This window comes from Halopelagius fulvigenes (genome assembly GCF_055398025.1).
Genome location: NZ_AP043846.1, coordinates 898,851 through 913,819, shown reverse-complemented (window position 1 = coordinate 913,819; position 14,969 = coordinate 898,851). Strand labels below are relative to the sequence as shown.

The window sequence follows — 14,969 nt, the reverse complement described above, 5'->3', positions numbered from 1 at the left end:
GGTCGCACGGCCGGTCGCGGGTCGCTCTCTCGCCCGTTCGTCCGCGGACCCAGAGCGGTGCGACGCCGACGGACCGCGTCCGTCGGACGGCCGAGGCTCTCCCGCGTCTCCGTGCCATGGAAGCGCACGCCGTTCCGGGGTCGGTGCGCTTAATCCCGTCCGTAGCCGACTGACGGGTAGTGCCTCCTGCGATAGAGATACGCGATTTACGGAAGTCGTACGGCGACGTGCAGGCCCTCTCCGGCGTGGACCTCGACGTACCCGAGGGGTCCTTCTTCGGCTTGCTCGGACCGAACGGCGCGGGGAAGACGACGTTCATCAACATCCTCGTCGGTCTGGTCCGGAAGTCGGGCGGGACGGCCCGCGTCTTCGGCCACGACGTCGAGGACGACTACCGCGAGGCGCGGGACAGAATCGGCCTCGCACCGCAGGAGTTCAACGTGGACCGCTTCTTCCCCATCCGGGAGGTTCTGGAACACAAGGCGGGGTACCACGGCGTCCCGAAGAGCGAGGCTCGGGAACGCGCCGACGAGGTGCTGAAGCGCGTCGGCATCTACAACAAGCGCGACACGCGCTTCGATTGGCTCTCCGGCGGGATGAAGCGCCGGTTCGTGCTCGCGCGCGCTCTCATCACCGAACCCGACCTGCTCATCCTCGACGAACCGACGGCGGGCGTGGACGTGCAACTCCGCCACGAACTGTGGGAGACCATCACGGACCTCAACGACCACGGGACGACCATCCTCCTGACGACGCACTACATCGAGGAGGCCGAACGCCTCTGCGACGAGGTGGCCATCTTGGACTCCGGCCGCGTCGTCGACGTGGCGAGTCCCGACGAACTGATGGATCGCGGGACGGACCGCATCACCGTCTCCTTGCGCGACCCGCCGTCCGCGGTGCCCGACCTCTTGGCCCTCGACGGGCAGTACGAGGCGGCCGAACTCACGGAGTCGGGCATCGCCGTCACCGCCCAGCAGGGCGGCCTCGTCGCCCCGGACCTCGTGCGCGCACTCGACAGGGCGGGCCACGAGATAGTCGACCTCGAGATCACCCGCACCTCGCTCGAAGAGGTGTTCGTCGAGATGACGAGGCAGGACGACAGGGAGACGATGGAGGTGTCGAACTGATGGCGAGCGTCGATACCACGGGGTTCGTCGCCCTGCTTCGCCGCGAAATCCTCCGGTTCGTCCGCCGCCCCCGCAACACGTTCGTCCCGCCGTTCATCACGAACGTGCTGTACTTCTCCGTCTTCGGCGTCATCCTCGGCGAGCGAATAAACGAAATCGCCGGCGTCCCGTACATCCTCTTCATCCTGCCGGGCCTCATCGTCCTCGGAGCCATCTCCAACGCCTTCGAGAACGCCTCCTTCTCCATCTTCCACGGCCGGTGGAACCGCTACATCGAGGAAGCGCTGACCTCGCCGCTCTCGTACTCCTCGATGGTGTGGGCGTACATTCTCTCGTCGGCGCTCCGCGGCGTCATCGTCGGAACGCTCGTCGCCCTCATCGGCGCGTTCTTCACGTCGGTGGGCGTCACCCACCCGTTCTACCTGGTCGCGTTCATGCTCGTCATCACGCTGCTGTTCGCGAGTCTCGGCGTCCTCGGCGGCCTCTGGGCGGAGGACTTCGACGACCTGACGATGCTGAACCAGTTCATCCTCCGACCGCTGGTGTTCTTCGGCGGCGTCTTCTACTCCATCGCGGAACTGCCGGAGACGCTCCAGCAGGTGTCGCTCCTGAACCCGATGATATACATGGTCAACGGCGTCCGCTACGGCTTCCTCGGCGTCAGCGAGGTCGACCCGAACGCCTCGCTCGTCGTCCTCGTCGTCCTCGCCGCCGCCGTCACCGCGTTCAACGTCGTCCTCTTCCGCCGCGGGTACGGCCTGACGGACTGACCGGGCTCCCGCGCCGCACCTGATCGGCCTCACCCGGCGGCGAGACGAAAAAACGAACGTCGGGTTACGAACCGTCGGTCAGCCTCGCCGCGCGTTTCGTCACGCTCCGCCATAGCACCCACAGGAGGATGACCGCTCCCTCAACTCGCGCGGCGGTGTACACCCACTGCCGGAGTTCGACGTCCGACCCCTCCTCGGTCGCCAACCCCATCAAGAAGTCAACGACTCGCCGCGGCGCGACGAGTTCGGCGATGCCCAGTACCAGCAGTATCTTTCCGAGGGTCACGGCGCGACTAGGCCGTCGTCGGCATTATCCTTGGCGGGGCGCGACGGGCCCGTCCGAGACACCGCAACGCTCAACCCCCGCGTTCTCCTCTTCGGACGTGATGGTGTACCAACGTGTCGTCGTCACCGGCGGGGCATCCGGAATCGGACGCGCGACGGTCCGACGCCTCCGCGCTCTCGGACACGACGTCGTCGTCCTCGACGCGGACGAGTCCGCCCTCGGCCGCCTCCCCGAAGCGGTGGAGACGCACGTCTGCGACGTGACCGACGAGGAACGCGTCCGCGAGGTGGCCGAGGCGGTGACCGACGGCGGACCGGTCGATTCGCTCCTCACCTGCGCGGGGTACTACGAACTCGGCGCTGTTGAGGACGCGCCGGGAGGGGCGGTCGAACGGCAGTTCCGGGTCAACGTCTTCGGAACGCTCTTCGTCGCCCGCGCGTTCCTCCCGGCCCTCCGGGAGTCGGGCGGCCGCCTCGTCACCGTCGCGTCCGTCCTCGGGCGGGTGACGCTCCCGTTCCACGGCGTCTACGGCGCGACGAAACACGGCGTCGAAGCCCTCTCGGACGCCCTCCGTGTCGAACTCGCGCCGCACGGCGTCTCCGTCGCGGTGGTCGAACCCGGCGCGGTCAGGACGGGGTTCAACGAACGCGCGAAGGAGGCGCTCTGGGCGTACGAAGGCGAGGAGACGCCGTACGCCGACGACTACCGCCGCGTCCGCGAGTCGTTCGACCCGGGCGGGACGACGCCCGAACGCGTCGCCGAAACCGTCGTCGAAGCCATCCAAGCCGACGACCCGAAGGCTCGCTACCCGGTGACGTGGCAGGCGCGCCTTCTGCCCGTTCTCCGGGCGGTCCTGCCGACGGCGTGGTTCGACGCACTCGTCCGCGCGCGGGTGGAGAGTAGCGGCCCGATAGAGACGCTCCGAAACCTCCGCTGAGGCGTTCGATACACCGAGAAAGCATATATCGACCGTCCGCGACGGCCGACCGTGGTCTCCTCGAAACGGATACTCGCCGTCGCGGTGGTTAGCGTCGCGTGGAGCGTCGTCGGACGGGAGTGGTTCGAAACCGCCTTCGCCCTCGACGGCCCCGCCGCCCCGGTGACTGCGCTCGCAGTTCTCCTCGTCTGCGCGGCCGGGTACGGACTCCTCCGAGCGTGGGGAGTCCGGACGACGGTCACGCTCTGTCTCGTCGCCGCCCTCTCGTTCGTCGTCGGCTTCGTCGCCTTCTTCGCGTGGAGTGCGGCGACGTCGTTCCCCGACGCCGTACCCGCGTTCGTCCTCCTCGGTCGATAGCGGCGTCGAACCCCGACGAGCGATACCCTCCGTCTCGTGCCCCTTCGGGTGGACTTTTGGCCGCCGTTTTCGAACCGTCTCGCATGGACATCGACGGGAACGCGGACGTAGACAGGTTCACCTCGCGTCGTTCGACGGTGTACGGGCAACGCGGCGTCGTGGCGACAAGCCAACCCCTCGCGGCGGAGGCGGGCGTCGAGACGCTTCGGGCGGGCGGCAACGCCTTCGACGCCGCCGTCGCCACCGCGGCGGCCCTGAACGTCGTCGAACCCACCTCGACCGGACTCGGCGGCGACGTGTTCGCCCTCTACCGGACGGCCGACGGCGAGGTGGGCGCGATGCGGAGTTGCGGCGGCGCGCCCGCCGACGCGACCATCGAGAACGTCCGGGCGGCCGTCGCCGAGGAGGAGGGCGTGGACCCCGAGGACGCCGAGATGCCCGACACCGGCCCCCACGCCGTCACCGTCCCCGGCACCGCCCGCGGGTGGGAGGTGACGGTCGAAGAACTCGGGCGATTGACGCTCTCGGACGCCCTCGAACCGGCGATTCGCTACGCTACCGAGGGGTACCCCGTCTCCGAAATCATCGCGAACGCGTGGGAACACGGCGAGGAGTTGTTCGAGAACGACAACGCCCGCGAGGCGTACCTGTTCGACGGCGAAGCGCCCGACGCGGGCCAGACGGTCACCCTCCCGAACCTCGGCGCGACGATGGAACGCATCGCCGAGGAGGGCGCGGACGTGGTGTACGAGGGCGACGTCGCCGAGCAGATCGCCGAGGAGGTGCAGGAGGCGGGCGGGTTCCTGACCGTCTCCGACCTCGCGGACTTCGAACCGGAGTTCCCCGACCCCGTCTCGACGACGTACAACGGCGCGGAAGTTTTCGAACTCCCGCCGAACAATCAGGGCCTCATCGCGTTGGAAGCGCTGAACATCGCCGAGGAACTCGGCGCGGGCGACCACCCCCTCGAATCGCCGGACCGGGTCCACTACTTCGCGGAGGCGACGAAACTCGCCTTCCGCGACGGCCACCGCTACGTCACCGACCCCGAGTACGAGGAGATTCCGCCCCTCGCGTCGAAGGAGTGGGCGAGAACGCGGGCCGAGGAGGTGAGCGAGGAGGCGAACCGCGACGTGTCGTTCGGCGTTCCGGACGCCGACGCCGAGGACGCCGGTGAACGCGGTCCACCGACCCCTCGGGAGCCTCCGGAGCCTCCCGAGGACGCGGACACCGTCCTCCTCACCGTCGCGGACGACGAGGGCAACGTCGTCTCCTACATCAACTCCCGGTTCGCCGGGTTCGGGTCCGGCCTCGTCGCGGGCGACACCGGCATCGCCCTCCAGAACCGGGGGAGTTCATTCTCCCTGGACCCCGAGCATCCCAACCGCCTCGAACCAGGAAAGCGGCCCTTCCACACCCTCATCCCGGCGATTGCGAAGTTCGACGAGGGCGACTGGGCCGCCTTCGGCGTCATGGGCGGGTACATGCAACCGCAGGGGCACGTGCAGGTGATATCGAACATCGTGGACTACGGGATGCCGCTTCAGGCGGCCCTCGATTACCCCCGGTGGCGCTACCGCGAGGACGACACCCTCGCCGTCGAAGAGCGTCTGAGCGACAGTCTCGGCACCAAACTCGTCCGGCGGGGACACGACGTGCGTCTCTTGTACCCCTCGATGTTCGGCGGCGCGCAGATAGCGCGGAACGATAACGGGACGCTCTCCGCGGCGACCGAACCCCGGAAGGACGGGAACGCGCAGGGCTATTGAGACGAGAAACGGTCAAGTGATCGGACGGGTCGCGTTGGTGAGTGACGAATCTGGGCCGGCGCGGCCCTCGACGGGAACCCAGCGCGTCGCTACGGAGAGTGACCCGTGTCAGTTCTCGCCGTCGGTCGGTTCGGCCCGCGTTTCGAGGCGCGCGCCCGTCTCGGGAGTCCGCTCCGACTCGCCCGCTTGGACGTTCCACAGCGTCGCGTACAGGCCGCCGTCGTCCACGAGTGCGTCGTGGGTGCCGTCCTCGACGACGCGGCCGTCTTCGAGGACGACGATTCGGTCGGCGTCGCGCACCGTCGAGAGGCGGTGGGCGATGACGAGCGTCGTCCGGTCGGCGGTCAGGCGGTCAAGCGCGCGCTTTATGAGCCGTTCCGTCTCCGTGTCCACGGCGCTGGTCGCCTCGTCCAACACGAGGATGGCCGGGTCGCGCAACGTCGCTCGGGCGATGGAGAGACGCTGTCTCTGGCCGCCGGAGAGTTTCACGCCGCGTTCGCCGATGCGGGTGTCGTAGCCGTTCGGGAGGTCCGAGACGAACTCGTGGGCCTCCGCCGCCTCCGCGGCGGCCACCATCTCCGCCTCCGTCGCGTCGAACGCGCCGTACAGCAGGTTCTCCCTGACCGTCCCGTCGAACAGGTAGACGTCCTGACTCACGTAGCCGATGGCCCCGCGGAGCGAATCGAGGGTCACGTCGCGCACGTCGTAGCCGTCCACGCGAACCGCTCCTTCGGTCACGTCGTACAGGCGCATGAGCAGTTTCGCCGCCGTGGACTTGCCCGCGCCCGTCGGGCCGACGAGGGCGAGCATCTGCCCGGGTTCCGCGACGAACGACACGTCGCGGAGGACGGGGCGGCCGTCGTCGTAGGCGAAGGAGACGCCGACGAGCAGTTCCATGCTCGGTTGGTACACCGAGTCGAGTTTCACGACGGAGAGCGTCCGGTCGTAGTACTCCCGGGACGCCTCCTCGATGCGCGCCTCCTCGTAGGACTCGGTGGTCGAGGTTTTGATGACCTCCATGCCGCTGATGTTGTTCTCCAGTCGCGTGTTCAACGCGCCGACGCTCTCGCGGAGGGCGCGGTACATCGGGCGGATGGTGTACCTGAACCAGACGGTGAAGGCGGTCAGGAGGGGGACGGCCACCAGCGTCACGAGGGCGAGGCCGGGGTTCAGAGAGAACAGGACCGCCGCGATGGCGACGACGCTGACGACGAGTTGGATGCCGCCGCTGAGCGTGCTGTCGAGGAACGACCGCAGGTTCCGGACGTCGTTGTTGAGGACGCTCATCACCTGCCCGGTCTGTTTGTCGTCGAAGAACGCCGTATCCAGTCGCTGCATCGTCGCGTACATCTCCACGCGGACGGCGTGTTGGACGCGGTTCGAGTACGTCGAGAGGCCGACGCCCGTCACGAACGAGAAGGCGACGCCGAGCGTCAACGCGACGAGTATCGCGCCGACGGAGAACCAGACCTGTCCCAACGCGTCGGCCGGGATCCACGCCGCCGGGACGAACGGAAGGCGGTAGGGCGCGTTGTCGTTGAACGTCGCGTCGATGGCGACGCCGAGGACGAGGGGCGGGAGCAACCCGACCAACCGTCCGAGGACGCTCGCGACCAAGCCGACGACGAACCACGGCAGGTCCGCGCGTCCGTACGTCCGAAACAGTCGGACCATCGGGTCGCCGCGCGCTTCGTCCGCGGCCGGTACGACACCGCCGTCTCCGTCTCTCGTCGTCGTGGTCCTCAACTCCCGCCCCGTCGCCCGTCGGGTTCCGAGACTAACCCCGGGTAAGCGCCGCGCGGAGATAACGCGAGCGGTCGCCCCCCGTCCCGCGCCCGCTAACCGACGAAAGTAAACGCCGCCTCGCCGTACTCCGACCGAGACGATGCCGCCCTCGAACGGAGCCACCGACCGGCAGGACCGCTACGGGTTCGACGACACGAGCAGTCCCATCGCCGCCGCCCTCGGCAAGTTCGTCCCGCAGTCGGTCGCCCGGCGGTCCCTGTCGGTGACCGTCGAGACGGACCGCGAGGTGTACGCGCCCGGCGACCCGGTGGAACTCACCGTCGTCATCGAGAACTCCCTTCCCCTGCCCGTCGCCGTCGAGACGGAGACGCGGCGGCTCTGGGGGTGGACGGTGGACGGCGAACTCGAGGCCAGCGACGAACGGGTGTACCTCAGCGACGCCGCCGGAACGCTCTCCTTCCGGGCGAAAGAGCGGAAAGTCCTCACGCACACGTGGGACGGTCGGTTCAAGCGCGTCGGCGGGGAGGGCGAACCGACCCGGTGGGTCGAAGCCGAACCGGGCGTCCACGAAATCGGCGCGTTCGTCGACGTGCCGGAGAAACCGGAAGACAGCGTCGAGATACGAATCGAGAAGTGAGAGACGCGAGCGGTGGCGGGGCGTCCGTTCTCAGTCGGCGGTTTCGCCGCCGCCCTCGCGGTGGAGGTGACACGCCGCGAGGTGCGGTCCGCCTCCGAACTCGGGTTCGACTTCGTACACCGGGAGCTCCTTCGCGCAGATGGACTGCTCCGCGAACGACTCGACGAGTCGGTCGGCGGCGGACTCCCACTCGTCTTCGAGCACCTCGTCGATGCCCGTCTCGACGATGCGTCCGGCCTCGCCGCCGGGCGTCCCGTCGGGGAAGAACTCCGCGCGCAAGGACGCCTCGCCATCGACTTCGAAGGTCCTGCGCTCGACGGCGCGCATGAAGCGGCGGACGTCCTCCCACTCGCTCTTCGTCAGGTCGTACTCCTCGGGCGAGATGAGCTTCGGACACCGCGTGCGGAACCGGCACCCCGACGGCGGATCGATGGGCGACGGCACGTCGCCCTCGAGAACGCCGCGTTGCCCCCGCGCCCGCGGGTCGGGCACCGGAATCGACTGGAGCAAGGCGTCGGTGTACGGGTGTTGGGGGTTCTCGAACAGCTCGTCCGTCTCGGCGAGTTCGACCAACTGACCGAGGTACATCACGGCCACGCGGTCGGAGATGTGGCGGATGACCGAGAGGTCGTGGCTGATGAACAGGTACGTCAGGCCGAACTCCTCCTGCAGTTCCCGCATCGTGTTCAGCACCTGCGCCTGGATGGAGGCGTCGAGCGCCGACGTGGGTTCGTCGCAGACGATGAAGTCCGGGTTGACCGCGAGTGCGCGCGCGAGGTTGACGCGCTGGCGTTGCCCGCCGGAGAACTGGTGCGGATACCGGTTGTAGTGCTGGGGGTCCAGACCGACCTTCTCTAAGAGCATCCGGGCGCGTTCCTCGCGTTCGCCCTCGTACAGTCCGTGGGCCTTCATCGGTTCCTCGACGATGGGACCGACTTTCATCCGGGGGTCGAGCGAGGACTGCGGGTCCTGGAATATCATCTGCATGTCCTTCCGCATCGACCGCAGCTCCTCCCCGCCGATTTCGGCGAGGTTCTTGCCCTTGAACAGGACGGCCCCGTCGGTCGGTTCGAGCAGTCTGAGGATGGTCCGAGCGAGCGTCGATTTTCCGCACCCGGACTCGCCGACGAGGCCGACCGTCTCGCCCTTGGCGATGTCGAACGTCACGTCGTCTACGGCCTTCACCGTCTCCGTCTCGAAGAACGCGGAGAGCAGGCCCTCGCCCTGCGTGAAGTGCTTGGTCAGCCCGTCGATTTCGATGAGCGTTTCGCCGAATCCGACCGAATCCGTCTCTTCTTTGGTTATCACTTCGCTCATTCGTCGTCACCTCTGGCTTCGACGAGGCCGCCGCCGAAGGCCGACGTGGCCTCCGTCTCCAACGGTTCGGCGTCGTCGTAGCCGACGTTCTCGTACTTCACGCACGAGACCATGTGTCTCGCCTCGCCGGGGTCGCTCACGTCCTGATACTCCGGGCGGACCTCCGGACAGACGGTCCGCGCGTCCGGACACCGCGTGTGGAAGCGGCACCCGGAGGGCGGGTTGATGGCCTCGGGCATCACGCCCTTGATGGGTTGAAGCTCCTCCACCGTCTGGTCCGGCCGGGGGATGGAGTCCAACAGGGAGTCCGTGTAGGGGTGTCGCGTCTTGTGGAACAGGTCGTCCACGTCGGCCTGTTCGATAATCTCGCCGAGGTACATCACGTTCACCCGGTCGCAGATCTCCGCGACGACGCCCAAGTCGTGCGTCACCCAGATGAACGACGTGTTGTACTTCTCCCTGAGGTCGTCCACCAGGTCGATAATCTGGCCTTCGACCGTCACGTCGAGCGCCGTCGTCGGTTCGTCGGCGATGATGAGGTCGGGCTGACAGGACAGCGCCATGGCGATGAGGACGCGCTGGCGCATCCCGCCGGAGAACTGGTGGGGGTAGCTGTCGTAGCGCTTCTCCGGTTCGGGGATGCCGACCTCCCGGAGCATGTCCACCGCTATCTCCTTGGCCTTCTTGCCGGAGACGTCGCGGTTTATCTCGATGAACTCGCGAAGCTGCGCGCCCACCTTGAACACGGGGTTCAACGCCTCCATCGGGTCTTGGAAGATGATGGCTATCTCCTTGCCCCGAATCTGCTTGCGCATCTCCGCGTTCGAGAGCATCTCCGGGGAGCGCTGGAGTTCGCCGTCCGGCCCCTCCTCGATGTCGATTATCTTCTTTCCCTTGTACGTCACCGTCCCGCCGACGATCTCGCCGGGGTCTTCCACGAGTCGCATGATGGAGCTCGTGGCGACGGACTTCCCGGCGCCGGACTCGCCGACGAGGCCAACGAGTTCGCCTTCGTTCACCTCGAAGGAGATGCCGTCCACCGCGCGGACGGTCCCCTCCTCGGTGAAGAACTGGGTCTTCAGGTTCTCTACTTTGAGTAGTGGTTCGTCGCTCATCAGTTGTTTATCCGGGGGTCGAGTGCGTCTCTCAGCCCGTCACCGATGAGGTTGAAGCCGACGACGGTGATGAGGATGGCGATGCCCGGCCAGATGCTGAACCACGGGTTCGGCAGCATGTACTGGCGCGAGCTCGAGAGCATCTGTCCCCACGACGGCGTCGGGGGCTGTGCGCCGTACCCGAGGAACGACAGACCGGCGATGATGAGGATGTTCACGCCGATTTGGAGCGTCGCCTGCACGAGTACGGGTGCGAAACTGTTCGGGATGACGTGCCGCAGGATGATGTTCCGGTCGCGGACGCCCGCGGCGCGCGCCGCCTCGACGTAGTCCTCCTCGCGCACCGAGAGCACGCGAGAGCGGATGAGGCGGGCGAACGTCGGGATGGTGGCGATGCCGACGCCGACCATCGCGTAGATGAGGTTCTGTCCGAACGCGGTCATGAACGCGATGACCAACACGAGGAACGGGATGGCGTACAGCGTCTCGGACCCGCGCATCAGCGCGTCGTCTATCCAGCCGCCGTAGTAGCCGGCGACGGAGCCGACGAGTACCCCCAGAACGAGGGCGATACCCGTCGAGATGACGCCGACGGTGATGGCGATGCGCGTCCCGTAGAACAGGCGAACGAGGATGTCGCGCCCGCGGTGGTCCGTCCCGAGCGGGTGCGCCCACGTCCCCGGATCCTCCGGGTACAGCTGGTTCGTCAGTCCGACCGGCGGGCGGAGGATCTGTGGGCTACCCGGGTCTACGGCCGGATTGACCCAGAACGTCTCCGCGAGTACGTACTGGTGGACGCCGAGGTTGGCGAAGAACGCGTAGTCCGAGAGGTACTCGAAGAGCACCCCGTCGACGAACGCGATGGCGGCGATGACTATCATCACCCCGATGATGCACATCCCGACCAGCGCCGTCGGGTCGCGTTTCACCTGCGCGAGCGTGTACCGCCACCCGACCCGCGCTTCGAGTTTCTCCTCGCCCTCCGCGTCGGGGGCGTCCGCGCCGGCGTCCGCATTGGTCCGTGTCGTTGGTTGTTCGGTCATTGTCACTCACTCCCGTCGAAGGTGACCCGCGGGTCGACGTACGCGTACGAGAGGTCAGTGATGATGACCCCGATGACGAACACGAGGCCGAACACCAGCGTCGTCCCCATGACGAGCGGGTAATCTTGGTTCTGAATCGCCGTGATGATGAGCCGCCCCATCCCGTTGATGGAGAAGACGGTCTCGGTCAGCACGGCCCCGCCGAGCGCCGACGTGAGGTTGAGTCCCACGAGCGTGATCAGCGGGAGCTGTGCGTTCCTGAACGCGTGTTTCCGGACGATTTTGCTCTCGCTCACGCCGTAGGCGCGGGCGAGCGTCACGTACTCCTCGCCGAGCACCTCCAGCATCGAGGAGCGCTCGATGCGGGTGAACGCCGCCATCTGCAGCGTCCCCAGCGTTATCATCGGGAGGATGAGGTGGCGAATCGACGTGACGACGACCTCGAACTGGTTCGACGCCCCGCCCACGCTGGCGGGCGAGGCCCACGGTAAGACGAGGTTCGTCGACGGGAAGATGTTCAGCCAGAACGAGAAGACGATGATGAGCATCAGCCCGATCCAGAAGGAGGGCGTGCTCACGCCGAGCAGTGCCACGACGCGCGACACGTGGTCGGCCGGCTTGTTCCGGCGCTTCGCGGAGACGATACCCAGCGGTACCGCCGTCACGAGCGCGAACGTGAAGCTCGAAAGCAGTAGGTACAGCGTTATCGGCAGTCGCTCGGCTATCTTCTGCGTCACCGGCACCTGGTAGTAGAGGCTCGTGCCCAACTGCAACTGCGCCACGTCGAGGAGGTAGTTGAAGTACCGAACGTGGAGCGGTTGGTCGAGTCCGAACTTCGCCCGAATCTCTGCGGCTTGCTGTGCGCTCGGCGACGGTCCCAGCATTATCGACACCGGGTCCCCCGGGATGGCGTCGGTGAGGAAGAACGTGATGGTAATCACGCCGATGACCACCGGAATCGCCTGGAGCAGTCGACTGATCGTGTACCGAAGACGTCCCATTATTGCACCACACGTTGCGAGGCGTTCATGTCTCTAATCGCCGTTTTTGCGGCCGTTTTGTACATAAATATGACGTACCCGTCTCCGTCGTGTCTCTTTACTTCTGGACGGAGACGTTGTTGTGGTCCGTAGACAGCGTGAAGCTGAGGACCGGGTGGGATGCGAAGTCCTTGACATAGTCCTTCACACCGAAGCTGTTCTTCAGGTTGTACGCGGGCAGGTGCGCGCGGTCTTCGAGAACCGTGGTGGTCCCCTCGACGTAGAGCTGCTTGCGCTTCTTCTGGTCGTTCGACTTGCGCGCTTGGACGAACTTCTCGGTGGCCTTCGCGGCCTTCTCGCTGCTGTCGTGGTAGAACGTCCCGTCGGTGACGCCGAGGGTGTCCTTGGTCGCACCGAACATGTAGTAGGTGAACGCGTCCGGGTCGGGGGTGCCGGACCACCCGAGCGTGTAGATGTTGTAGTCCGAGTCGTCGCCCGAGATGTACTTCTCGAGGAACTTACCCCAGTCCAGGCGCTGGACGCTGGCCTCCCATCCGGCCTCCTTCAGACCGTTCGAGATGCTGATCCCTATCTGTTCGCGCATGTCGTCCGGCGGGACGATGATCTTGAACGAGTAGTCGTCCGGCACACCGGCCTTGTCGAACAGTTCCTTCGTCTTGTCGACGTTCTTGTCGTGGGGGATCTGCTTCCACTGGTCGATGGGGAAGCTCCACTCGTCGACGACGGCCTTCGGGTACGGACTGTACTGACGGACGCCCGTCGGTTCGACGTAGGACTGGACCGCTTGGTCCATGTTGAAGGCGTAATCGACGCCCTCGCGGACGATGGGGTCGGTCGTCGGACCCGACTTGCAGTTGAACGCGGCGTAGTAGTACCCGATGCTGGGTACCTCGTTGATGCTCACGTCCGAGATGTTGCGGATCGTCGAGTACTGCTTCGGCGGAATGCCCTTGATGATGTCGTTCTCGCCGTTCTTGAGTGTGGTGACGCGCGTCGTCGATTCCTCGACGGGAACGTACTCCACTTCGTCGAGCTTCGGTTTGGGGTCGCCCCAGTAGTCGGGGTTCACCTTGATGCGCACGAACTGGCCTTCCGACCACCCTTCGAACGTGAAGGGACCGGACCCGACGAGGGCGTCGCCCGTGTTGAACGCCTTCTTGTCCTTCTCGCGGACCGACTTCGGAACCACGTACCACGTGAGCGTGTTCGGGAACGGGGCGAAGCCGTACTTCAGGTCGAACTGAACGGTCTTCTCGTCCACCGCGGTGATGGTGTCGATCATGTTCAGTTCCGAGGCGTTCTCGGTCTCCTCTTTCACCGGGGCTTCGAACGAGTACTTGACGTCCTCGGCGGTGACGGTGTCGCCATTGGAGAACGCCGCGTTCTTCTCGATTTCGACGACGTACCGTTTGCCCTGCTTGGATACTTCGGGTTCGCCGGTGGCGAGGAGGGGGACGATGCCCGTGCTCTTGTCGTAGGTGTACAGACCCTCGACGATGCGGTCGACGACTTCGGTCGAGGGGACGTCGTTCAGGACGATGGGGTCGAACTCGATGGGGCTCTTCGTCTGCCCGATCTTGAGTTTGCTGGAGGAACCGCTGTCGGTTCCCTCGCCCGTGCCGGTGCCGCTACCGCCCTGACCGGAGCATCCCGCGATGCCGGCCAGACCGACGCCACCGAGTCCTTGCAGGACCCGACGGCGGTTTATCTTGCTGTGGAAGGTTTTCTCGTCAGACATTGGGTTGGAACACCCTTTGTTGAGGGATACCGTGATTCAAACTCCCGTTGGATAAATAACTGACGAATAGTTCTTGAATCAGGAAATTATCACGACACAGCGTCTATCGAGCGCACAGAGCGCAATTTTCACTGATTTAGTGGAGAAATCAACACCCGAAACAACTATCCGGTCGTCGATAATTTGTCTCGACTAGAGGGTGTTATCCAGATATATTTGGATGTCCGTCCTCTATATACGCTAAACGGCTCACGAATGTACGCTTATGTACCTGGGTGAACGTTCATTAACGTTACTCGGCGTAAGCGAACATCGAACGTTAACGTTGTGGCTGCGGCGATGAGACAGACACATCACCGTGAGGGTCCACGGGGGAGACATGCGACAGTTCCTCATCACCGGACACGACGCGCCGACGACGCCGGAGTTCTCGCTCGACGACATCGCCGGCGGTGCCGGCAGACTCGACGTCCTCTGTCGGTGCGTCAACTCCGCGTTCTTCCTCTCGCACGACATCCGCGAGGCGGTGCGCGTCCACCTCGTCCTCGGCGACGAGTACACGGTCCGATTCGAGGGGTCGGAGCTCCGCCGACTGAACCCCGACGAACGGACGACGGCGGCGTTGATTCGGAAGGCCTTGGAGAACCGCGACGAGGCCATCGGCCACATGGCCGCCGACAGTTCCCCCGGCGTGAGCATCCGCCGGATGGGGTTCGAAGAGACGTTGCGGGAGGCGGCGGCGGACGCCACCGTCGTTCAACTCCACGAGGACGGCGACCCGGTGGTGGACGTCGAACCGCCCGAGGACCCGCTTTTCGTCCTCTCGGACCACCACGACTTCACCGACGAGGAGGAGACGCTCCTCGCGGAGGCGGCGGACGAACGCGTCCGCCTCGGACCGCAACTCCTGCACGCCGACCACGCTATCACCGTCTCTCACAACTACCTCGACACCAAGGGATTCGAGCGTTACTGACGGTCCCCGGCCGCGGTTCGAAAGGTGAATCACAACTGTTAAACGCGGCGCAGGACTCAAATAGATATGCGGGCCGGTGGGGTAGCTTGGTATCCTTCGGCCTTCGGGTGGCCGTAACCGCAGTTCGAATCTGCGCCGGCCCACTTC

At 65.8% G+C, this 14,969-nt stretch carries 14 protein-coding genes and 1 tRNA gene; 8 read left to right on the top strand and 7 right to left on the bottom strand.

Going from position 1 to position 14,969, the window contains the following annotated elements; translation table 11 throughout:
• The first annotated feature begins 179 nt into the window (after positions 1-179).
• Complete coding sequence (locus ACZ522_RS09235) at positions 180-1,130, top strand: ABC transporter ATP-binding protein (protein ID WP_379692685.1); 951 nt, start codon at positions 180-182, stop codon at positions 1,128-1,130.
• Positions 1,130-1,900, top strand: coding sequence for an ABC transporter permease (locus tag ACZ522_RS09230; RefSeq protein WP_379692686.1), 771 nt, complete (start codon positions 1,130-1,132; stop codon positions 1,898-1,900). The genes ACZ522_RS09235 and ACZ522_RS09230 overlap by 1 nt, the downstream gene beginning before the upstream one ends.
• Positions 1,901-1,964: 64 nt before the next feature.
• Here the strand turns inward: ACZ522_RS09230 and ACZ522_RS09225 are convergent, their stop codons facing one another.
• On the bottom strand, positions 1,965-2,186 hold the full coding sequence (locus tag ACZ522_RS09225; RefSeq protein WP_379692687.1) for a hypothetical protein: 222 nt from the start codon (positions 2,184-2,186) through the stop codon (positions 1,965-1,967).
• A gap of 100 nt (positions 2,187-2,286) precedes the next feature.
• Here ACZ522_RS09225 and ACZ522_RS09220 point away from each other — a divergent pair, with 100 nt between their 5' ends.
• From ACZ522_RS09220 to ggt, 3 genes are all read left to right on the top strand, one after another.
• Complete coding sequence (locus ACZ522_RS09220) at positions 2,287-3,123, top strand: SDR family NAD(P)-dependent oxidoreductase (protein WP_379692688.1); 837 nt, start codon at positions 2,287-2,289, stop codon at positions 3,121-3,123.
• 51 nt (positions 3,124-3,174) lie between these two features.
• Positions 3,175-3,480, top strand: a complete 306-nt coding sequence (locus ACZ522_RS09215) for a hypothetical protein (RefSeq protein WP_379692689.1) — start codon at positions 3,175-3,177, stop codon at positions 3,478-3,480.
• 83 nt (positions 3,481-3,563) lie between these two features.
• Positions 3,564-5,249, top strand: a complete 1,686-nt coding sequence (gene ggt, locus ACZ522_RS09210) for a gamma-glutamyltransferase (RefSeq protein WP_379692690.1) — start codon at positions 3,564-3,566, stop codon at positions 5,247-5,249.
• A gap of 108 nt (positions 5,250-5,357) precedes the next feature.
• Here ggt and ACZ522_RS09205 read toward each other — a convergent pair whose 3' ends face one another.
• The gene (locus tag ACZ522_RS09205; RefSeq protein ID WP_379694524.1) at positions 5,358-6,923 is read right to left on the bottom strand and encodes an ABC transporter ATP-binding protein; all 1,566 of its coding nucleotides are present in this window, start codon (positions 6,921-6,923) and stop codon (positions 5,358-5,360) included.
• A 211-nt stretch (positions 6,924-7,134) separates the two neighbouring features.
• On the opposite strand from ACZ522_RS09205, the gene ACZ522_RS09200 reads away from it, so the two are divergent.
• Positions 7,135-7,632 (top strand): hypothetical protein, encoded by a 498-nt coding sequence (locus tag ACZ522_RS09200; RefSeq protein ID WP_379692691.1) that lies wholly within the window; start codon positions 7,135-7,137, stop codon positions 7,630-7,632.
• A 30-nt stretch (positions 7,633-7,662) separates the two neighbouring features.
• On the opposite strand, the gene ACZ522_RS09195 is transcribed toward ACZ522_RS09200, so the two are convergent.
• From ACZ522_RS09195 to ACZ522_RS09175, 5 genes are all read right to left on the bottom strand, one after another.
• A complete protein-coding gene (locus tag ACZ522_RS09195) occupies positions 7,663-8,949 on the bottom strand; it encodes an ABC transporter ATP-binding protein (RefSeq protein WP_379692692.1) in 1,287 nt (428 codons plus the stop codon).
• Positions 8,946-10,064, bottom strand: a complete 1,119-nt coding sequence (locus ACZ522_RS09190; RefSeq protein ID WP_379692693.1) for an ABC transporter ATP-binding protein — start codon at positions 10,062-10,064, stop codon at positions 8,946-8,948. The genes ACZ522_RS09195 and ACZ522_RS09190 overlap by 4 nt, the downstream gene beginning before the upstream one ends.
• Positions 10,064-11,107 (bottom strand): ABC transporter permease, encoded by a 1,044-nt coding sequence (locus ACZ522_RS09185; RefSeq protein WP_379692694.1) that lies wholly within the window; start codon positions 11,105-11,107, stop codon positions 10,064-10,066. The genes ACZ522_RS09190 and ACZ522_RS09185 overlap by 1 nt, the downstream gene beginning before the upstream one ends.
• A 2-nt stretch (positions 11,108-11,109) precedes the next feature.
• Positions 11,110-12,108 carry an ABC transporter permease gene (locus ACZ522_RS09180; protein ID WP_379692695.1) on the bottom strand — a complete coding sequence of 333 codons (999 nt, stop codon included), beginning with the start codon at positions 12,106-12,108 and terminating at the stop codon, positions 11,110-11,112.
• Positions 12,109-12,205: 97 nt separating this feature from the next.
• The gene (locus tag ACZ522_RS09175) at positions 12,206-13,846 is read right to left on the bottom strand and encodes an ABC transporter substrate-binding protein (protein WP_379692696.1); all 1,641 of its coding nucleotides are present in this window, start codon (positions 13,844-13,846) and stop codon (positions 12,206-12,208) included.
• 379 nt (positions 13,847-14,225) lie between these two features.
• On the opposite strand from ACZ522_RS09175, the gene trmY reads away from it, so the two are divergent.
• Positions 14,226-14,822, top strand: a complete 597-nt coding sequence (gene trmY, locus ACZ522_RS09170) for a tRNA (pseudouridine(54)-N(1))-methyltransferase TrmY (RefSeq protein ID WP_379692697.1) — start codon at positions 14,226-14,228, stop codon at positions 14,820-14,822.
• Positions 14,823-14,892: 70 nt separating this feature from the next.
• Positions 14,893-14,965: transfer RNA gene (locus tag ACZ522_RS09165), tRNA-Pro, on the top strand.
• The last annotated feature ends 4 nt before the right edge of the window (positions 14,966-14,969 follow it).